Raw genomic sequence first — 19,550 nt, forward strand, 5'->3', positions numbered from 1 at the left:
AAGAAATAAATCTACCATATCGGCCTGATATTTTTTCCCAAAGAGCGATTTTTAAGCCCTACCGGGTTCATTATCAGAATACCAGGTTTTTAAAAGCATTATTCATTGCTAAGGAAAAAGGATACCCGCCGGTTTTCTTGTCGGCCTTCCTCGGAATCATTGGATGCCAGCGGTTCTCGGCCTCCTTTGCCAGACCAGCTGATTCTGCTTTTAGGTAGCCCCAATCTCCTCAATTCCCTGGCGACAGCTTCGCTCCTTCTTTCAGACAGGCGTTGATTATAGGTAGCTGTGCCTACATTATCCGTATGCCCGTGCACCGTAATTTGATAGGTGGGATGCTTCGCCAGGTAGTTATAGACGGTTAGAACTTCTTCCCGGGCTTCAGAATCAAGGTGGTACTCATCAAATGCAAACAGTACATTTTTAAAGGTATGCTCCTCACCCAGTTCATATGCAACCTCGTCTTCTATTGGGACGGAAGCCTCTGTTACGGTTCCGGATTTGCCAGGGCTGCTAAGGGAAACCCTATCCAGGTAATAATAAGCCCCCTGTCTGGCTAAGCGCTTCCTTTTAGTTGTCAAGGTTGCTGCGTTATTTTCAAAATTCCCCAGGATCATAAAGCGCTCCGTCCCTTTGGCCTCAAAAGTGGTCCTTACTTCAACCCAGTCCTGGGTGTCCCTGAAAAATTCCGAATCAGGAATACGAAGATAGTGATACCGGTTGTTGGCTTCACTGTAGCGGACTTTCCTTGAAATATTCCTTTTGGTCTCAAATTTCAGAGGATTGTCTGTAAATAGCACACCAAATTCCCGGATAGCAAAATCTGAGCGTTCTGCCAGACTGATGAAAAATGAGAGCTCGTATTGTTTTCCTTTTTCCAGTGTCCCGATGAGCTCGCCTTGAAGATATTCCCTGTAGTCGTCCGGGGCATAGAGGTATAAACCCGAATATCCGGAACCAAATTTTGCTGCCTGCTCCCCGTTAAAATTTTTTGGGGTACCCATATGTATGCTACAACTGTGGAAATAATCCGTGGAACCCAAAGTGGGGGTCGACCATTGCACTACATCAGTATTGAGATTACCCAATTTCACAGGACATTGCTCAAATTTTTCAAAACTGGGGTTCTGGACCAGGTTTTGAGCCTGACAAAACAGGCAAAGCAGGGCAAAAGTAAAGGTCCCTATTAATTTTGTACTCAGCGAATTCAAGATAATTGGCTTAACCAACTCTAATGTAGGGATTTAGGCATGGAAACCCATACTTGTTCCGGTTAAATGGATTCCTTCGGCGACAAACGAACGGTAAAATTTATAAAATCGTAAATCTGGTCTAAAAAGGTGATGTCTAAAAATCAAATTTGTAGGTGGCTCCGGCAAGGACCTGTAATCCCTGTACCCTGAAATTGGCCCAGCGCTGATATTGATTATTGGCCAGGTTGCTTGCCTTGGCAAATATGGACAGCTGATTGTTAAAGCGGTAACCTAAATGTGCATTGGCATCAAAAAATCCATCCAACTGAATTATTGATGAAGGGAAATCCTGAGGTTGTACATTCTGCACTACCTGCGCGCTTATATCTTCCCGTTCGCCAACATAGAAAAGGTTGGCTCCAAGGAACCACTTTTCCCCGATCTGGTAATCCATAAAAAGGGATCCCTGTATATTGGGAAGGTTCCATGCGGGGTTATCCGTTTCGGTATCGTAATCGAATATCTCAGCATTTAATCCCAGGCTAAAATTTCGGTTCACATCCAGATTAATTTCTCCGAATATCCCAAGGGTCTTGATATCGTCGTAAAACAATTCAAAGGAATTTCCGTAGAAATAGGCCTTTTCATCATTCCTGAAAGCATTCTCAGGGGTCAGTTTAAATAGGGGTCGCCTGTTTTCTGCCGTATAAGAACCTTTGATATTATAACTCAGATTAGGAAGTAACTGGCCTTTAAGTCCTACATAAGCATCATACTGATGGTCTGTGGGTTGAATTACCAGAGCGGGCGCCAAAAACGGATTCTCCGAAACAAATCCATGATAGGAATTCTGGCGAAGCTCCCCCTCCACTCCACCATAGGCTATAGCAACCTCATCCAGCAAGCGGTATGAGGCTCTCACAGCAGGGTAGATATAAAAATTACTCTCACTGTTCTCAGTATCGAGGCCATAGGTAATATTGGCTCCGAGGTTCAATGTTAGGTTGTCCCTCAATATATTCAGGCTGGGATTAATATTGGCCTGCATAAATCCGTAATCAATACCCTCAAGATTTTGAAAATTACTGATCAGGGCATTTTGAAAACTTCCCCCAAGGTAATCTAGCCCGGCCGCTACTGTCAGGTTCTCTTCCGTTACCGGGAATTCCAGCACAGTCTGGAAAACCAGTCGGTTCTCGGCAGATTCCACATCATCCCAAAAACGTCGTAATTGAACTTCCGCTTTTTTAACTGATGATTCTTCCATTTTCAAGTAGGCTCCTGCCTCAAGAGTAAAATACTGCTGCTTCTCGTCAATTCCCTCAATTATAATCGGATCATTAACCGTTTCAGGAAGTCCATACCAGTTGTACAGGCTGTGATTTGCACCCAGGTTGGCGCCCCAGCTGTAATTACGGTCGTTCTTGGTGTAATAGGCAGCCAGGTCCGTGTTGTAAAAATCAGTGTTGAGGGGCGTATCGTCTATATCCCCGCGAGAGGAAAAGTGATTCAAGCCAATGTCCAGGCGCTGATTCCCACGATCTATTTCTCTGCTTGTATAGAAGTCTACCAGAGCGTTGTTATAATTTCCGAGGCCAACAGATGCATAGGAGTTAAAGAGTTCTTCAGGCCTTGCTTTTTCCACGCCTGCTGCCCTGCCCTTTGCGGGTGTGAAGGTGGAGGCCACCGGGACAGAAAATATGCTGTAGTTGATCTTTTTTTTCTTTCTGACGATCGAATCTATGAGGCCCGGTACCGATCTGATCTTGAATGCATCTGAAACGGACGGCGCGTATGGCTTTACCACGGTTACTTCCTCAGTACCAATTTCAGTCTCCTGTGCTTCACAGATCACTGTGCCTGAAATCAGTACAGCCATAAGCAGAAATAGCTTATTCTTATTCATGATGTGTTCGCTTTTAGTTTCCTTCGGGATTGATTGATGAATTTCTTTCCGCTTCCAGGGTTTTGATCCTATTGAGTTCTGCAGAAGCCTCTTCCACGATCTCCGGGAATTCTTTGAAATTTTTGGTTACGCTTTCCAGTATATAGGTTGCCTGGTAGGCGTCTTCCATGGCATAAAAATTCCTGGCCATAATAATAAGGCCTTTACCTCCCCATTCCCTGTAAGCCGGATAGGTTCTCGCCAGTTTTTGTACTGCCGCATTGGATCCTTCAAAATCTTTTTCCTTTTCTTTGAAATAGGCGTCGTAATACAGGGCCTCTGCCGCTATTTCTCCCGTGGCAATGGGCAGCACCTCCCTGTAAGCCTGTTTGGCAAGCTCCTGCTTATTGGTTTTAATGGCCGACCGGGCTATCATGATCTTGGCATCGCTGCGTATCCGATTGTCAATATCTCCTGCGGCAAGGACCTTATCTGCATATTCCAGGGTTCTGGTGTAATCCCCCTGTTCGTAGTAGGTCTTCATGAGGTTGGATTGGGCAAATGTCCTGTTCTGGCCGATCTGGGCCATGTTTTCCAGGCGGGTCAGATAGGGAACGGCCTCGTTGTTCCGACCGGTTCTTAGCAGGAGTTCGCAGGTCCTGGTGAGGGCCTGCTCTGAAAAAGAGCTGGCTTCGGCATCGGCCACTGCGCGGTACCGGGGCAATGCATTATCCCAGTCTTCCCCGGCGTAATATAACTGAGCCAATCTGAAGCTCACCTCCACTGTGTACAACCCATTGGGGAAGTTTTTAAGATAATTGTTGTATCCGCGGATAGCTGCTTCTGCCTTACCCTCTATGCGTTGTTTTTCGGCAGACTCAAAGGTGGCTTTATCCAGTTCAGCATCCGTTACCTCAACAAAATCGATATTTTTTACCCATTGAGCGTATTCTTCAACGCGCCCGAGATCTACATAGATCAGTTTGGCGGTAGCCACAGCCTGGCGGGATTCCGGGCTCTTCGGATAGGTAGCAACAACCGATCGGAACTTGCGTAAGGCCTCCTCATTCTGATTGCTGTTGTAGTACACCAGTCCCTGCCTCAGCATGGCCCTGGGAATGAATGGACTTCTTGCAAATTCCCCGATCAGGCGTTCATAGGCCTGCAGTCCAAGCTCCTGTTGGTTTTGTTTTATATAAGTGCTGCCCATTTCGAACATCGCATCATCGCGTAAGGAAGATTTGAGGTAACTGTTGACAAAACGGTTCAATTCCCGCAACTTCTCGTCAGATTTACCCACAAACCCATAACTCATCGCCTTCTGATAGGCGGCATAATCCCGTTCCTTGCTTGTAGATTGGATTACCTGCTCATAGGCCGATATGGCATTATTATACTGCCGTGTAACGAAATAGCAGTCGCCCATCCTTACCAGTGCATCGTATCTTCGTTCATCGTTCTGGCCCTTAGAGGCGACCTGCTTAAAATATTGAATGGCGCCCGTGTAGTCTTTCAATTTGAAGGCTGCATAAGCCAGGTTGTAGTAAACATGGGTATACTCCTCTGTGGAGGGAGATTGAGGGTTCTTCAAGAACTGCATATAGCCCCTTCTGGCTTCATCAAAACGATTGAGCTGGTATGCCGATTCTGCCTTCCAGTATTGGGCTCGTGCTGCAAACAAAAGGTTTTCACTACTCTTAAGGGATTTTTCAAAATGTTCAAGAGCAGACGTGTAATCGGTATCCAGAAAAAGTTCAATCCCACGGTAATAAGCTACCTTCTGGTAGGTTTCCCTACTGGCAAAACCCCTGTTGTTTTCCAGGAGTTCCAGTGCTCCCGCAAAATTGCCTGAGGTAATAAAGGAATCTACCAGTAACTCCTGTATTTCGGTCTTGTTAGGGTCTCCGGGATAGTCCTTCAGGTACTGCTGAAGTACTTCGGGAACACTTTCGTAGGGATTGCCAATTTCATACCCCAGTCTGGCATAATTTAGATAGGCATCCCCTTTGATATCCGTATTGAAATCCATTTGGGCAGCATTCCTGAAAGCGTTCAGGGCTTCGGCTTTTTTATCCAGTTTGAGATAACACTCAGCTAGGTGATAATAGGCGTTCTGGGAGACACTGTTCTCTCCGCCTATGATTTTATTGAATTGCTGAATGGCATTGGCATAGTCCTCCTGTTTGTAGTAGCTGTATCCAAGCAGGTAGAAATCTGTATTGCTCCATTTTCCTCGCTTGCCTTTGTAGGCCTCGAGGTGCGGAATAGCTGTACTATACTGACCCAGGTTAAAATAGCTTTCGCCAATTATCTTGTTAAGTTCCGATAGCTCCTTTCGATCTGCTCGCTCCAGTTGCTTTTTGGCCAGATCAATAGCCTCCTGAAAATTGCCCAGCTTGAAGTTCATGTCGGCCTGGTAGTAGGACAGCTTTTCATTGAGCACCTCCTGGTCGGTAATTTTATCAAAACGCTCATTCGCAAGCTCATAGTCGTCCTGCTGATAGGCGATATACCCCAGGTAGTATTTAGCCTGGGATCCGTATTCAGGGGAATTTACCACCCTGTTCAGGTAACGTTCTGCTTCTTTGGGTTTTTTGGAAGCGTACAGGGCATACCCGAGGTTAAAATTGAATCTTTCCCTGTCCCGTGGTGCCACAGAACCCTCTTCTACCTTACGGTACCATTTAAGGGCATAGGGATACTTTCCATTGGCAAAATAGTAGTCGGCCACATCCATAAAGGCCGAATTCCTTTTAGTGGAAGTGGGGTAATCCTCCACAAAATCTTCCATCAGCCCATCAGCCCCCAGTTGATTAAGGCGCACAGCCGCATTGGCTACGTAATAAGCACTATTCGCCTCCGTCTCCGGATCGCGAGTTTCAGTTTTTACTTTTTGGAAGATAGTTTGAGCTGCCTGGTACTGCTTGTTGTTGTATAGGGCCAGTGCTTCCTGGTAGCGTTTTTGATCATGAGTAAAGATCCGTGACTCCTGTGCACCCAGGGAGAACGCCATAGCCCATAGGCATAGCAATGCTGTGGTGTTTTTCATTTTCATTTCGTGTTGAACACTAAAAATTCCCGTATTACCCCTTATAACGGCAAATATGGTGTTCCAGTATATGGAGGTTTGAATTAAAAGAAATTTCTAAGGTCAGCGAAGGAATTCTGAATGAACTTATTACTTTTATATCAACAATTAAGGATATGGCAGAAAGCATTCTAAGTCTTCAGGAAGCCGGGGTATACCAGCAGGACAATATGATTCTCAAAGGTGTAGACCTCGAGGTTAAAAAGGGCTCCTTTGTATACCTGATAGGAAAAACCGGCAGTGGTAAAAGCAGCCTGATGAAGACCCTGTATGCCGATCTGCCTCTGAAAGAAGGAGAAGGTGAAATTGTGGGTTTCAACCTCAAAACCCTCAAGGAGAAAGATATCCCATACCTGAGAAGGAAGCTTGGCATTGTTTTCCAGGATTTCAAGTTGCTGCCAGACCGGAATGTAAACAACAACCTCCGCTTTGTCCTTAAGGCAACCGGCTGGAAAGATGAGGCCAAAATGGACGCACAGATCGAAAAGGTGCTGGATAAGGTGGGCATGAAAACAAAGGGGTTTAAGTTTCCACATGAACTATCCGGAGGCGAACAACAGCGCATTGCTATCGCCAGGGCACTTTTGAACGATCCGGAGCTTATCCTGGCAGATGAACCCACAGGTAACCTGGATCCGCAAACCAGTGTGGAGGTCATGAAGGTTCTACAGGAAATCAACCAGGCGGGAAGGACCATCCTTATGGCTACACACGACTATGCTTTGATCCTCAAATACCCCGCTAAAACCCTTAAATGTGACGGGGCAAAAGTGTTCGAAGTGGTTCAGAAAGCAGTATAAACCAATCGCCATATCGTGCTACTTAAAAAACAGGAGAACAGGGAACCCAAAAAGGCCAACCCCCTGATTGGGTTGCTGTTATTTTTGATCTCCATTATACTTTTTATCCTGACCGTTCCCCTGGGGTTTGCCTATGGAGTAGCCTACAAATTGGTTACGAAAGGACTAACCGGTCTGGGCGAGTACAGCCTGAAAATTGCCATCTCCATCGACCAATTGGGCAATGTGATCATGCAGCATTTACTGAACTTGCTATGGATTGGAAAAGGCGGGTATAAATTCGGGAACCGGGACGAGACCATATCCAGTGCCCTGGGCCGAAATAAAGTACTGGGGACACTTACGGGCTTTGGAAAACTTACAGACAAGATACTGGACCGGATTGACCCCAACCACAGCCTGAATTCTATAGACTATTATATTGAACCTACAGAGCATATTATCGATAAAGTTGCCTGGATCTGTATTGTGGATAAGAAAATGCTTTGTGTGCGCAGCAAGGGTAAGAATCTTTTCTATATCCCAGGTGGAAAAAAGGAACCTGGCGAAAATGATGAACAAACCGTGCTGCGGGAGATCGGGGAAGAACTAAATGTAAATCTGGACCCTGTGAGTTTGGTCTTCGTAAAGGTTTTCGAAGCCCCGGCAGACATGCAATTTCCGGGTGCAATTGTTCGCATGCACTGTTATAAGGCCCGATTCAACGGAGAATTACAGGCGAAGTCTGAGATTGCGGAATTGCAATGGTTGTCCTATGAGGAACGGTATCGGTTATCTCCAGCCGGTCAGATGGTCTTTCATTATCACAGGGCAAGGGGAGAAATGTAGCATATAAAATTGCTGCCAAAGAATTTGTTACTTTTACCGGCATTGAACAAAACAAAAGAACCAAACTAGATTGTGAATTAATGGAAATACTCGGAATTGATATAGGGGGTTCGGGAATGAAGGGGGCAATTGTAGATTCTGTAACTGGGGAAATGCTTACCGAACGCTTCAGGATTCCCACTCCGGCCTCAAGAAAACCAAAGGCAATGGCTAAGGTAGTGAAGCAGATAGTAGACCACTTCAATCATAAAGGCCCGGTGGGAGTTGGTTTTCCAACTATCATAAAGCACGGTGTGTGCAAATCGCCCGGAAACCTGGACATAAGCTGGATGAACGTAAATGTCAAAGAACTCTTCAGCGAGGCCACCGGATTGCCTGTATCGGTAATCAACGATGCGGGAGCTGCCGGTTATGCCACAATGAATTATGGGGTGGGAAAGGATAAGCAGGGCTTTGTGATCATGATAACCATCGGGACCGGACTGGGCAGTGGCGCCTTCTTTAATGGGGAGCTCATTCCGAATTTTGAACTGGGACAAATCCCCTACAAGAAATACGATAAAATTGAAACCTGGGCAGCAGCCTCTGCCAGGGAACGCGAGGGACTATCCATAAAAAAATGGGCAAAGCGCTTTAATGTCTTCCTGGAACTCGTGGAGCTGCTCGTTTGCCCGGATCTAATTATTCTGGGCGGTGGCACTTCCAAATACTTTGAGGATTTCAAGAAGTATATCACCATAGACACTCCGGTTATCCCTGCTGAACTGCGGAACCATGCCGGAATTATCGGAGCTGCAGCTGCAGCCCTCCACGAAATGCCTCAGGATTAATTTCCCTGTTTCAGGCAGGCTTGTTTCGTTTGCGGTCTACTTCCTTCAAGTGGATTTTGCGCAACCTCAGGCTTCTGGGCGTTACTTCCACATACTCGTCTTTCTGAATATATTCCAGAGCCTCTTCCAGGGAGAATTTGATTGCCGGTACAATCCTGGCTTTATCATCAGAACCTGCTGCCCGCACATTGGAGAGTTTTTTGGTTTTGGTAACGTTTACTACCATATCGTCGCCCCGTGAATTCTCACCTATTACCTGTCCTTCATAAATATCTTCTCCCGGATCAATAAAGAACCTGCCACGCTCCTGTATTTTATCAATAGAATAAGGTATGGCTTTACCGTTTTCCATGGAAACCAGCGAGCCGTTTATCCTTTGTGGTATGTCCCCTTTCATGGGCTGGTATTCCCTGAAACGGTGCGCCATGATGGCCTCCCCGGCCGTTGCCGTAAGCAGTTGATTTCGAAGCCCGATGATTCCCCTTGAAGGAATCATAAATTCGCAAAGCATACGATCTCCCTTGGACTCCATGCTGATCAGTTCACCTTTTCTGATAGAAACCATTTCCACCGCCTTCCCGGACACCTCCTCAGGCAGGTCGATAGTCAGTTGCTCTACCGGTTCGCATTTCACACCGTCCAGCTCCCGAATAATTACCTGGGGCTGTCCGATCTGCAATTCATACCCCTCACGTCGCATGGTTTCGATAAGAACCGAAAGGTGAAGCACCCCCCTTCCGTAAACCATAAATTTATCGGCACTATCCGTCTCCTCAACACGAAGTGCGAGATTCTTTTCCAGCTCCCTTTCAAGGCGTTCCTTCAGGTGTCTTGAAGTTACAAACTTGCCTTCTTTACCAAAGAAAGGACTGTCATTGATGGTGAACAACATGCTCATCGTGGGCTCATCAATAGCTATGGTCTGCAGTGCTTCCGGGGCTTCGGCATCAGCAACCGTATCTCCAATTTCAAAGCCCTCCAGCCCGGTAATCGCACAGATATCCCCTGCGGTAACCTCTTCAACCTTCTTCCGGCCAAGGCCTTCAAAAGTGAAAAGTTCTTTCACTTTGGACTTTACTACCTTTCCATCGCGCTTAACCAGTGACACCATCTGACCCTCCTTCAGGCTACCCCGCTGTAGCCTGCCTATGGCTATCCGACCGGTAAAGGAAGAGAAGTCCAGAGAGGTAATCAGCAACTGAGTTGTTCCCGGCAATGCGGTAAAACTAGGTATGTGTTCCAGGACCATTTCCAGCAGAGGCTCAATGGATGTGGTTTCATTTTTCCAGTCCGTGCTCATCCAGTTGTTTTTGGCTGAACCATAAACTACCGGAAAATCCAGCTGCCACTCTTCTGCGCCCAATTCAAACATCAGGTCAAATACCTTCTCATGAACCTCATCCGGGGTACAGTTTTCCTTATCCACCTTATTAATTACCACACAGGGCTTAAGTCCCATTTCCAGTGCTTTTTGCAATACAAATCGGGTCTGAGGCATAGGACCTTCAAAGGCATCAACCAAAAGCAAAACCCCATCGGCCATATTGAGTACCCGTTCAACCTCGCCTCCGAAATCGGCGTGGCCGGGAGTATCAATAATATTGATCTTGGTGTCTTTGTAATTGACCGATACATTCTTGGATACAATAGTGATCCCGCGCTCGCGCTCCAGATCGTTATTATCCAGGATCAGTTCGCCTGTCTTTTCATTTTCCCTAAACAATTTGCAGAAATGTAAGATCTTGTCTACCAGCGTAGTTTTACCGTGATCTACGTGTGCAATAATGGCGATGTTCTTCATATTTGACATGGGCGTACCTTTTAAGGCCGCAAAGATAGTCCTTATTTAGTCACAAGAAACACAGTGAATTAAAAAGTTAGACTTGTTCTCTCTGCCAGTGTTATATATAATTGTTAGGGGCCAAATCCCTACCTTTGCCAAAAATTTCGCAGATGGAATTAGCGCGTATTCCCAACCTAAAGTTTGCAGAAGGATCTAATTTTTTCCTGTTATCCGGCCCATGTGCCATTGAAGGAGAAGACATGGCCCTTCGTATTGCCGAACGTATCGTTGCGGTAACAGATAAATTAAAGATCCCCTATGTGTTCAAAGGGAGTTTCAAAAAAGCCAACCGCAGTCGCGTGGATTCCTTTACCGGAATTGGCGATGAGAAGGCGTTGAAGATACTCAGAAAAGTTTCAGAGACGTTTTCAGTACCTACTGTAACCGATATCCATGAAGCTTCAGATGCCGAGCTGGCTGCCGAATATGTAGATGTACTGCAGATCCCGGCATTCCTGGTAAGGCAAACAGACCTGGTAGTTGCCGCCGCCCAGACAGGTAAAACCGTAAACTTAAAAAAGGGACAATTCATGAGCCCTGAGAGCATGCAGCACGCGGTTAGAAAAGTAACGGACTCCGGCAACGAACAAGTAATGATCACCGACCGGGGTACCATGTTTGGGTATCAGGATATGATCGTTGATTTTCGGGGTGTACCGACCATGAAGCAATATGCGCCCGTTGTCCTGGATGTTACCCATTCCCTGCAGCAACCTAACCAGGCTTCAGGAGTTACGGGTGGCCGACCTGCCTTAATAGCCACCATGGCACGGGCAGGAATTGCCACAGGGGTGGACGGACTGTTCATGGAAACACATTTTGATCCGGCGAATGCCAAAAGCGATGGGGCCAACATGTTGCATCTGGACCTGCTGGAGCCCTTACTTGCCGATCTGGTTAAACTGCGGAAAACCATCAACGAGATAGACAGTTAGTCCTTTCTATTATTCTTATTTGCGGAAACCTTTGTCCCTAACAGAATAGGCATCCTGGAGTACCTCAACAAGGATTTTTTCATCAATCTCTTCAAGAGAAGTGTACCTGAGGGAGCGCATTACCTTCCTCCCTTTCGTAATCATATGTTCCAGATGCACATTGAGGTGGGCCGATGAAGCCAAACCCAGGTCAACGTAATCCCGGGATTGATTCAGGTAACAAAAAGGCTTTCCCTGCCAATAGTAGAAAGGGATTCGGTACTTGTATTTGAGTTCCAGTCCGGGCACCGTGTTTTCTATCACTACCTGCAGGTGAAGCAGAATGGCCCGAAATGGTTCAGGTTTTTCCAGAATATAGGATTCGGCTGGATTCATTTTTAAATGGAATAAAGTTTGGAAAAAGATAACATTTCCATTGGTTTCAGGGTTGAAAACGGAAATTATGATGCCGGGTCAATTTACTGGAAGCTTAATGTGCCTAACTCCCTTTGGAAATCCGCCATTATTTTCTGACTTAGCCGTAACGGGGTTTTATGACTGATGTGCAATTTGCCCAAATTGAGGTCCACGTCAAAATGAAAAGATGAAAAATCGCCCTTGCACTCGTATTCCAGGTGATCCATAAGGAAACGTGTAATCTTTGGGCGCAAAAGATACTCCAGATCAATGCAAGACTTTCGCAGGGAATCGTCTATTTCTTTTTCAGAAATCCAGTTAAATTTCATTGTGGCAATGGTTGCAACAGCTTTCCAATATAATGATTTTATGTAGTTTGATGGAAGTATAAAAAGGATTATCCGACAAAGGGAAACTATTGCCGTATTTATTGATAACCATTTGATAAAATCTGCCAGGGCCGGGTTATTACCAGGTTACCTATATTTATTTAAGATTTAAACAAAGTACCATGTCAAGATTCCTTCTTTTCCTCCTGCTCATGCTTGTTTTTCTGGAAAGCTATGCACAGTCGCACAGTCACCAGGGCATGCGCGCTCTGCACTATCCTAATATTGAAGGGTATGTCACCCTGAAAACAGATTTGCACCAGCACAGTGTTTTTTCCGACGGGGAAGTATGGCCCAGTATCAGGGTAATGGAGGCGCTCAGGGAGAACCTGGATGTGATATCGCTTACCGAACATCTGGAATATCAGCCACATAAGGCAGATATACCACACCCTGACCGGAATCGTTCCTATGAACTTGCCCTAGACGAGGCAAAAGAACATGGGTTGCTAATCATAAATGGCTCGGAAATAACCAGGAGTGAACCCATAGGCCACAGCAATGCGGTCTTTATCCAGGACGCCAACAAACTGCTGAATGATAAAGCTGAAGCCACATTCAGGGAAGCCAATGAGCAGGGCGCTTTTGTCTTCTGGAACCACCCTGCCTGGTACGACCAAAGTCCAAGTGGGAATCCCATTTTAAGTGATTTTCAAAAGGAACGCATTGAGAAAGGGGAACTGCACGGAATAGAGGTGATCAACACCTTTGATTATGCCGAGGAATCCCTTGCCCTGGCCCTCAAGCATAATCTGACCATTATGGGAACCAGTGACATCCATGGACTGATCGACTGGGATTATCTGGAAAAAGGAAATCACAGGCCCATTACCCTGGTATTTGCTAAAGAGAAGACCCTGGAGAGCACCAGAGAGGCATTGTTTGCCGGGCGTACGGTAGCCGTTTACAATAGTTTGATGGTGGGGCGGGAAGTATACCTCAAACCACTCTTAAAAGCATGTGTAGAAATTAAAAGTGCCCACTATATTGAGGACACCCAAATTGCACGGGTAGTTTTGGAAAATAATTCGAGTAGTGATCTGACGTTCGAAAACCAGATGCCCTATAATTTCTATTCCACTCCACCTGTGTTTACCCTCAGGGCAGGTGAAAGCAAAACCCTCAACATCAAAACACTTGAAGAGCTGGATAAGCTAACCCTTTCCCTGAAGGCCCTTGGTGCATACACGGCGCCAAGGACCCAGCCGGTAATTGACTGGGAGATTACCTTAAGATAGGTTTACTTTTTATCATCTACATAATCCTGCAGGTAGGCATAACGGGGAGTGAGTTTACCATTCTGCGTCATTCGGGCACGTTCGAGTATCCCATCCCTATCCCCGTTGAAGAATGCGGGGATCACATGTTCCACAAAGGTGTCTCCAAAGCCTTCGCTTGCATCCCTAGGCAATTCAGCAGGCAGGTTGTCCACGGCCATAACGGCAACGGCATTGGGATCTTTGAAATCAATCTCCTCTCCCGTATTCCTGTCAAACCCATAAATGGGATCGGCAATGGTTGAAGCCCTTATGGTTGTAGCAACCGGACCGTCAATATCGCAACTGATATCGGCCACTGTTTCAATTCGGAATTCAGGATTTCGGACATCTTCTCTGGTGTACAAATAAGGCGCTCCATCACCATAAAAATGTCCGGCGATGTAAAGGTTGGTCACTTTGGCAAAGCGAAAGAAATCGGATACGTAGTCCTCGGGATGATTGAAAAAATCTTTTATGGGCAGTTCTTGTCCGTCTTTGCGTTTATTGTAATCCAGTACATCAATCTGGCAGAATACCGGTTCTTTGAACTGCTCTTCAAGGTACTGTTTAACGTTTACTTCCCTTAACCCCATACCGACCAGCATTTCCCTGGCACCGTTGCCCACGCGTCCCTTACCTGTAAGCAGCACCTTGATTGGGGGAAGTTCTAAACGCTGGAGTTCCGAGATCAGTGCATGCTGGTCCTTCAAGGTATGGGCAAATGGCAATTCATAAATGCCGGTTTTCAGGCCATAAGCACGGAAACCATTGTAGGCACCCACGATTCCCGCATAGCGCCCAAAAGCGACAAGACGAACACCCTTGGCGTTGGCAATTACTTCATGGTCATAGAGTTCAATGTTCTTCTCGAGGATTGACCTTAACAAATCCCGGTTATAGGGTTGCTTTTTAATGGTGTGGGAGAAAAAAAAGTACTTTTTATCCGGTATCAGAGCTTCAATGGGCACTTCCTTTACCCCGAGCAGTACATCACACTCCGCAACGCTGGATGCAACCGTGATACCGGCATCTTTATAATCCTGGTCGCTAAATGCCCGGATTGGGGAAGATTCCACAGTAATATGTGCCTTCGGGAAAGCCGACAGGACTTTTTGGCAGGCTCCGGGAGACAGCACTACGCGCTGGTCAGGAGGGTTTTTCCGTTCTCTGATGATTCCGAAATGCATAAAAGGGATTTGGTATAAAATTTGCTCGAAATTACGTGGATTTCGAAGGACAGGCAAATTCCTCCTTCACTAAAGTTACATAGGATAGATTTTTCCTAACTTCGCAATCCTTTTTGTGAATTGACGTTCTTTAACAATATGGGGCCGACTGGTTTTGACAGCGAGACCAATGGCTATGTAAGCATGCCGAGCGCTGGGATACAGCTCGTAAATCTCATGTTTCACACTTTTAAATGGCGAATCTAATTACGCTCTTGCCGCTTAATCTGAATTATAGTAGGATTTAGCCTCGTCTCTGCAAGGCAGAGAAGCGAGATGTCCCTGGATAGCCCTTGTTGACGGCGATCTTTTTAGGGGCACCAGAAAAGTCAACACCGCCTGCTTTGCGCTTCGATAAGCAGGTTGACCTTAAGAAGCTAAGTGTGTAATAGGCGGTTTTTGGTCAGTTACACATCGAAAACCGAACAGAAACTAAGCATGTAGAAAGCATGGTAATTGCTTGTTTGGACGAGGGTTCGAATCCCTCCGGCTCCACCTACGCCCTCCGAAGCTTGAGCTCAGCGAAAGCGAAGGAGGGCTTTATTTTTTATTACCTCCCTGTCCTCCGAAGCTTGAGCAAAAGCGAAAGCGAAGGAGGGCTAACGCTTGATCTTTTCATTTCTCACATGCATCTTTCCAAACAAATAGATTTTTGATGATTTTACCCTACGCAGTCTATATTTTAGAATGCAAGAATGGTCAATACTACACCGGGTTTTCCAGAAATCTAGGTAATAGATTAAGAGCACATAGACGTGGAGAGGTATCTTTCACCCGGGACAAACTCCCTGTAAAACTCATTCATGTAGTCTTTTTTAAGGAGGTTATAAAGGCCTATGACTATGAACGTTATTTGAAGTCTGGATCAGGTATCGCCTTTAGAAATAAGCGCTTGATCTAAACCAGCTGAAAAGAGCTCAGGCAGTTGTATTTGCAGGACGGGAACCCAAGGGATCACCGGAGGTAATCCCATCCATAGATCCAGGCCTTGAATAATCACGGTTCTTAATTAAAAATCTGCCAGAAATTCCCTAATTTTCAGTTACTTTTTGGGTAAGCAAAAGTTTGTTTTATTTACAAGATCTCACTATGCTGTTTAGCCGGACCTGAAAGTATATCATCCGCATGGAAAAAACACAAGGCACCAAAAAAAAATCCACCCTGGAAAGCTATTTCAGGCAGTTCCGGGAGAACATCATTGGAATAAACCAGACCTTCCAAACTCCTTATGGAGAAAAGAAAATCCTTTACGCAGACTGGATAGCGAGCGGCCGGCTCTACCGGCCCATAGAGGAAAAACTGTTGACCGACTTCGGTCCCTTTGTGGCCAACACCCATACGGAGACCACCATTACCGGCACCACCATGACCCGGGCCTATGCCGAGGCAAGGCGTATCATCAAGGACCACGCCAATGCAAGTGGAGAAGATGTGCTGATCACAACAGGGTCTGGTATGACGGGTGTAATAAACAAGTTCCAGCGCATATTGGGCCTGAAAGTACTTGAGAACCTGAAACCCCATACTAAGATCCCTGATCTGAAAAGACCTGTGGTTTTTCTTACCCATATGGAACATCATTCCAACCAGACCACATGGCTGGAGACTATTGCACGTGTTGTGGTGGTACCTCCCGGTGAAGACGGGCTCATCTGCCTGGATGAGTTTGAAAAATGTATTCGGGATCACCAGGAAGCCCCGATCAAGATTGCTGCGGTGACAGCCGCCTCCAACGTTACCGGGATTCGCACCCCCTACCACGAAATCGCCCGACTGATACACCGGTATAACGGTCTCTGTTTTGTAGATTTCGCCTGTTCAGCACCCTACGTGGATATCGACATGCACCCGGAAGATAATGAAGCCCGACTGGATGCTATCTATTTTTCACCGCATAAATTCCTGGGTGGCCCCGGATCCAGTGGCGTATTGCTTTTTCACAACAACCTCTACCACAATCAGGTCCCGGACAACCCGGGAGGAGGTACAGTTAGCTGGACAAATCCCTGGGGGAATCATAAATATATTGACGACATAGAAACCCGCGAAGACGGGGGTACACCCGCCTTCCTGCAAACCATAAGGGTAGCCCTGGCCATAAAACTGAAGGAAGAAATGGGAGTAAGGCAGATACTGGAACGGGAACATGAGCTCATCAATCGGGTTTTTGATCGCCTCGGTGAACAACAGGGGATTAACATACTGGCGCCCCAGCACAGGGACCGCCTAGGTTGTTTTTCCTTCTATATTGACGATCTTCACTTCAATCTGGCAGTCAAACTACTCAACGACCGCTATGGGATACAGACACGCGGTGGTTGCTCCTGCGCGGGCACCTATGGCCACTACCTGCTGCATGTGGACGAGGAAATGTCCCGCAACATCACCTGTGAGATAGACGAGGGAGACCTATCGCATAAGCCTGGATGGATACGTATGTCTATACATCCTACCAATACCTGGGAAGAAATCGAATTCATCTGTGACTCCATTATGGAGGTCGCTGAAAACCATAAGGTCTGGGCAAAAGACTATCGCTATGACCCGAAATCCAACGAATTCATCCACAGGTCTCAAGCCATCGAAGAAGGAGGCGAAATTCGTTCTTTGTTTACCCTAAGCTGAAATTGGCAGGGTAGGGTTTAGTCCTTCCAATTTTCACTCCTCCGAAGCTTGAGCCCAACGAAAGCGAAGGAGGACATAATTACCAAATGATTATTTAATAATAGGACCACAAATAGTATCTTTTTTTTTACCTTGTTTACCAACAACCTTACCGCTGAAATTGTTTCCATTATATGTTCAGGAAGTTATTTCCCCTCATATTACTTTTCTTATTTGCCGCTGGACAGGAAGCGCGCTCCCAATCGGATACAACGAACCTGGCGCAGCTCAGGACACAGTCTGGTGTGGACCCTACCCGGGTAGTGACCAAACTGGTGTATTCAGTCTGGTATTACGATCGAGCAGACGATCGATCCCAAATTAACAATAGGATCAATTTTACTTTAGGCGTGAATCGCTGGAGTTTTTCCCTGAAACCGGAACTCATAACACGAAATGATCTATCTGCAGGCAATGCGTTTCAGACCAAAGCCGGTGATTTGCGTTTTTCTGTTCTCAACGCCTTCTTTGTTAAAGGCAAACACGCCCTGGCAGGAGCCGCGGAGTTCACCCTTCCCACTGGGTCGGAGGGATTTGGAAACCAGTATTTTTCAGTCAATCCTTCTCTGACTTATGCCTACACGCTTGATCCCAGTCTTTTTCTTGCTTTTCAGCCGCAGTATACCTTTGATCTTAGCAAGGCTGGCTTTGTTCCGGACCTCAATGTCCTAACCATCAGAACTTTTATTGCTAAGTTCCTGCAAAGCGGCTGGTTCTTTGTTTTTGAACCGCGTATTGTCAACGATTTTGAAAATAATCAATTCGACTTTATTGTAGCGCCCATCATAGGCAAATCCCTTGGTGGCGGATTTAACCTGACCTCTGTTCTGGAGGTTCCAACCAAAAAAGAAACCCTGGATAACAGAGGGCTCTTAGTTCAATTCGGTATCACTAAAAACTTTTAATTATGCAAAAATTACTTTTAACCATTCTGATTTTGACCCTTGCAATACAAACCGATGTTAAGGGTCAAGAGTATATAGGCTTTGAAGAATCCGACCCTGTTAAAATGGGCTGGATGCAGGGTTTTCCACCGCCTCAGGATAAAATAGTATCTGCGATTGACGGCAGTTTTTTCAGGTTTCCGGCACTGCGCTACAGCGTATGCCATATGCGACAGTTTATGCCAACAACCGTGGTAAAAGCGTCAAAGGATAAACGGTATAAGTTCAGAGTCCGGCTTGATAATACCATTGATGGCGTCACTTTCATGCCAACCAATAGCTCCAAACCCATGACCTGGCGCGAATCCCTGGGGAAGAATTACACAGATGGGATGTTAATCCTGCACAAAGGGAGGATTGTCTATGAGAAATATTTTGGCGAACTGAAACCTGATGGGCTGCACGCCGCCATGTCAGTTAGCAAGACCTTTTCCGGAACATTAGGCGGATTGCTTGTGGATGAAGGCTTGCTGGATGCCAATAAAACCGGTGCCGACTATATCCCCGAATTGGCAGGTTCGGCCTTTGGAGATGCCACTATCAGACAGATCCTGGACATGACCACCGGGTTGAAATACAGTGAAGACTACTCAAACCCCAAGGCAGAGATCTGGGCCTTTTCCGCAGCGGGGAATCCATTCCCAAAACCTGCTTCCTATAAAGGACCCACAAACTACTATGATTACTTAAAGACCGTTCAAAAAGAGGGCCGGCATGGTGAGGTATTCGGATACAAAACGGTAAATACCGATGTGATGGGTTGGATCGTTTCCAGGGTTAGCGGTAAATCCATACCGGAATTGCTTTCGGATAGGATCTGGAAGCCTTTGGGTACGCATTTTGACGGCTACTTCCAAATTGACGGGGCCGGAATTGCCTTTGCCGGTGGTGGATTCAGTGCCAATATGAGGGATATGGCTATGTTCGGTGAAATGGTCCGCAAAAAAGGAAAATTCAATAAGAAACAAATATTACCGGAGTCCCTGATAGAGGATATCATGAATGGTGGGGATCGGGAAGCATTTGCAAAATCGGCCTATAGCTCATTGCCAGGCTGGAGCTACCGCAACATGTGGTGGCATACCCACAACGAGCACGGTGCTTTTGCAGCTCGTGGCGTACACGGGCAGACGATCTATATAGACCCCACCGCAGAAATGGTTATTGTCAGGTTTTCATCCCATCCCGAGGCTAAAAATGCTAAGATTGACCCCACTTCATTGCCGGCTTATCATGCGGTTGCCAAATACTTGATCAGCAAATAATAATT

At 46.2% G+C, this 19,550-nt stretch carries 16 protein-coding genes and 1 other RNA gene; 10 read left to right on the plus strand and 7 right to left on the minus strand.

Annotation, left to right across the window (positions count from 1 at the left end):
• Nucleotides 1–98: 98 nt before the first annotated feature.
• The 3 genes from OO016_RS13350 to OO016_RS13360 form a co-directional block, all read right to left on the minus strand.
• Complete coding sequence (locus OO016_RS13350; RefSeq protein WP_266014980.1) at nt 99–1,211, minus strand: OmpA family protein; 1,113 nt, start codon at nt 1,209–1,211, stop codon at nt 99–101.
• Between the two features lie 136 nt (nt 1,212–1,347).
• Nucleotides 1,348–3,099 (minus strand): TonB-dependent receptor, encoded by a 1,752-nt coding sequence (locus OO016_RS13355; protein ID WP_266014983.1) that lies wholly within the window; start codon nt 3,097–3,099, stop codon nt 1,348–1,350.
• Between the two features lie 13 nt (nt 3,100–3,112).
• Nucleotides 3,113–6,133 (minus strand): tetratricopeptide repeat protein, encoded by a 3,021-nt coding sequence (locus OO016_RS13360; protein ID WP_266014986.1) that lies wholly within the window; start codon nt 6,131–6,133, stop codon nt 3,113–3,115.
• Nucleotides 6,134–6,282: 149 nt separating this feature from the next.
• Between OO016_RS13360 and OO016_RS13365 the strand changes: the two genes are divergently transcribed.
• The 3 genes from OO016_RS13365 (at nt 6,283) to ppgK (ending at nt 8,624) form a co-directional block, all read left to right on the plus strand.
• Entirely contained in the window at nt 6,283–6,966 is a 684-nt protein-coding gene (locus tag OO016_RS13365) for a cell division ATP-binding protein FtsE (RefSeq protein ID WP_266014989.1), read from the plus strand.
• A gap of 15 nt (nt 6,967–6,981) precedes the next feature.
• The gene (locus OO016_RS13370; protein ID WP_266014991.1) at nt 6,982–7,794 is read left to right on the plus strand and encodes an NUDIX hydrolase; all 813 of its coding nucleotides are present in this window, start codon (nt 6,982–6,984) and stop codon (nt 7,792–7,794) included.
• Nucleotides 7,795–7,874: 80 nt separating this feature from the next.
• Nucleotides 7,875–8,624, plus strand: a complete 750-nt coding sequence (gene ppgK / locus OO016_RS13375; RefSeq protein ID WP_266014993.1) for a polyphosphate--glucose phosphotransferase — start codon at nt 7,875–7,877, stop codon at nt 8,622–8,624.
• Between the two features lie 10 nt (nt 8,625–8,634).
• On the opposite strand, the gene typA is transcribed toward ppgK, so the two are convergent.
• Nucleotides 8,635–10,434 (minus strand): translational GTPase TypA, encoded by a 1,800-nt coding sequence (typA, locus tag OO016_RS13380; protein ID WP_266014996.1) that lies wholly within the window; start codon nt 10,432–10,434, stop codon nt 8,635–8,637.
• 143 nt (nt 10,435–10,577) lie between these two features.
• Here typA and kdsA point away from each other — a divergent pair, with 143 nt between their 5' ends.
• Complete coding sequence (kdsA, locus tag OO016_RS13385) at nt 10,578–11,402, plus strand: 3-deoxy-8-phosphooctulonate synthase (protein WP_266015510.1); 825 nt, start codon at nt 10,578–10,580, stop codon at nt 11,400–11,402.
• A gap of 15 nt (nt 11,403–11,417) precedes the next feature.
• On the opposite strand, the gene OO016_RS13390 is transcribed toward kdsA, so the two are convergent.
• Both OO016_RS13390 and OO016_RS13395 read right to left on the minus strand, forming a co-directional pair.
• Nucleotides 11,418–11,777 (minus strand): DUF1801 domain-containing protein, encoded by a 360-nt coding sequence (locus OO016_RS13390; RefSeq protein ID WP_266014998.1) that lies wholly within the window; start codon nt 11,775–11,777, stop codon nt 11,418–11,420.
• Between the two features lie 83 nt (nt 11,778–11,860).
• Nucleotides 11,861–12,127: a hypothetical protein gene (locus tag OO016_RS13395; protein WP_266015000.1), complete on the minus strand. Its 267-nt coding sequence runs from the start codon at nt 12,125–12,127 to the stop codon at nt 11,861–11,863.
• Between the two features lie 182 nt (nt 12,128–12,309).
• Here OO016_RS13395 and OO016_RS13400 point away from each other — a divergent pair, with 182 nt between their 5' ends.
• Nucleotides 12,310–13,425, plus strand: coding sequence for an Sb-PDE family phosphodiesterase (locus OO016_RS13400; protein ID WP_266015003.1), 1,116 nt, complete (start codon nt 12,310–12,312; stop codon nt 13,423–13,425).
• A gap of 2 nt (nt 13,426–13,427) precedes the next feature.
• Here OO016_RS13400 and OO016_RS13405 read toward each other — a convergent pair whose 3' ends face one another.
• A complete protein-coding gene (locus OO016_RS13405) occupies nt 13,428–14,633 on the minus strand; it encodes an NAD(P)-dependent oxidoreductase (RefSeq protein ID WP_266015006.1) in 1,206 nt (401 codons plus the stop codon).
• Nucleotides 14,634–14,773: 140 nt separating this feature from the next.
• Between OO016_RS13405 and ssrA the strand changes: the two genes are divergently transcribed.
• From ssrA to OO016_RS13430, 5 genes are all read left to right on the plus strand, one after another.
• Nucleotides 14,774–15,170: a transfer-messenger RNA gene (gene ssrA / locus OO016_RS13410) on the plus strand.
• A 157-nt stretch (nt 15,171–15,327) separates the two neighbouring features.
• Entirely contained in the window at nt 15,328–15,573 is a 246-nt protein-coding gene (locus OO016_RS13415) for a GIY-YIG nuclease family protein (RefSeq protein ID WP_266015007.1), read from the plus strand.
• Nucleotides 15,574–15,797: 224 nt separating this feature from the next.
• On the plus strand, nt 15,798–17,297 hold the full coding sequence (locus OO016_RS13420) for an aminotransferase class V-fold PLP-dependent enzyme (RefSeq protein WP_266015010.1): 1,500 nt from the start codon (nt 15,798–15,800) through the stop codon (nt 17,295–17,297).
• Between the two features lie 173 nt (nt 17,298–17,470).
• Nucleotides 17,471–18,241: a transporter gene (locus OO016_RS13425; protein ID WP_266015013.1), complete on the plus strand. Its 771-nt coding sequence runs from the start codon at nt 17,471–17,473 to the stop codon at nt 18,239–18,241.
• A gap of 2 nt (nt 18,242–18,243) precedes the next feature.
• Nucleotides 18,244–19,545 carry a serine hydrolase domain-containing protein gene (locus OO016_RS13430; protein WP_266015016.1) on the plus strand — a complete coding sequence of 434 codons (1,302 nt, stop codon included), beginning with the start codon at nt 18,244–18,246 and terminating at the stop codon, nt 19,543–19,545.
• The last annotated feature ends 5 nt before the right edge of the window (nt 19,546–19,550 follow it).

Source organism: Lentiprolixibacter aurantiacus, assembly GCF_026241225.1.
GTDB classification, from domain to species: Bacteria; Bacteroidota; Bacteroidia; order Flavobacteriales; family Flavobacteriaceae; genus Lentiprolixibacter; species Lentiprolixibacter aurantiacus.

What these genes read in the sequence shown, in the direction of transcription:
- OO016_RS13390 (WP_266014998.1), bottom strand. Translation starts at nt 11,777, where the DNA reads ATGAATCCAGCCGAATCCTATATTCTGGAAAAACCTGAACCATTTCGG.
- OO016_RS13430 (WP_266015016.1), top strand. Translation starts at nt 18,244, where the DNA reads ATGCAAAAATTACTTTTAACCATTCTGATTTTGACCCTTGCAATACAA.
- OO016_RS13405 (WP_266015006.1), bottom strand. Translation starts at nt 14,633, where the DNA reads ATGCATTTCGGAATCATCAGAGAACGGAAAAACCCTCCTGACCAGCGC.
- typA (WP_266014996.1), bottom strand. Translation starts at nt 10,434, where the DNA reads ATGTCAAATATGAAGAACATCGCCATTATTGCACACGTAGATCACGGT.
- OO016_RS13425 (WP_266015013.1), top strand. Translation starts at nt 17,471, where the DNA reads ATGTTCAGGAAGTTATTTCCCCTCATATTACTTTTCTTATTTGCCGCT.
- kdsA (WP_266015510.1), top strand. Translation starts at nt 10,578, where the DNA reads ATGGAATTAGCGCGTATTCCCAACCTAAAGTTTGCAGAAGGATCTAAT.
- OO016_RS13395 (WP_266015000.1), bottom strand. Translation starts at nt 12,127, where the DNA reads ATGAAATTTAACTGGATTTCTGAAAAAGAAATAGACGATTCCCTGCGA.
- OO016_RS13365 (WP_266014989.1), top strand. Translation starts at nt 6,283, where the DNA reads ATGGCAGAAAGCATTCTAAGTCTTCAGGAAGCCGGGGTATACCAGCAG.
- OO016_RS13355 (WP_266014983.1), bottom strand. Translation starts at nt 3,099, where the DNA reads ATGAATAAGAATAAGCTATTTCTGCTTATGGCTGTACTGATTTCAGGC.
- OO016_RS13415 (WP_266015007.1), top strand. Translation starts at nt 15,328, where the DNA reads ATGATTTTACCCTACGCAGTCTATATTTTAGAATGCAAGAATGGTCAA.
- OO016_RS13400 (WP_266015003.1), top strand. Translation starts at nt 12,310, where the DNA reads ATGTCAAGATTCCTTCTTTTCCTCCTGCTCATGCTTGTTTTTCTGGAA.
- OO016_RS13420 (WP_266015010.1), top strand. Translation starts at nt 15,798, where the DNA reads ATGGAAAAAACACAAGGCACCAAAAAAAAATCCACCCTGGAAAGCTAT.
- OO016_RS13360 (WP_266014986.1), bottom strand. Translation starts at nt 6,133, where the DNA reads ATGAAAATGAAAAACACCACAGCATTGCTATGCCTATGGGCTATGGCG.
- ppgK (WP_266014993.1), top strand. Translation starts at nt 7,875, where the DNA reads ATGGAAATACTCGGAATTGATATAGGGGGTTCGGGAATGAAGGGGGCA.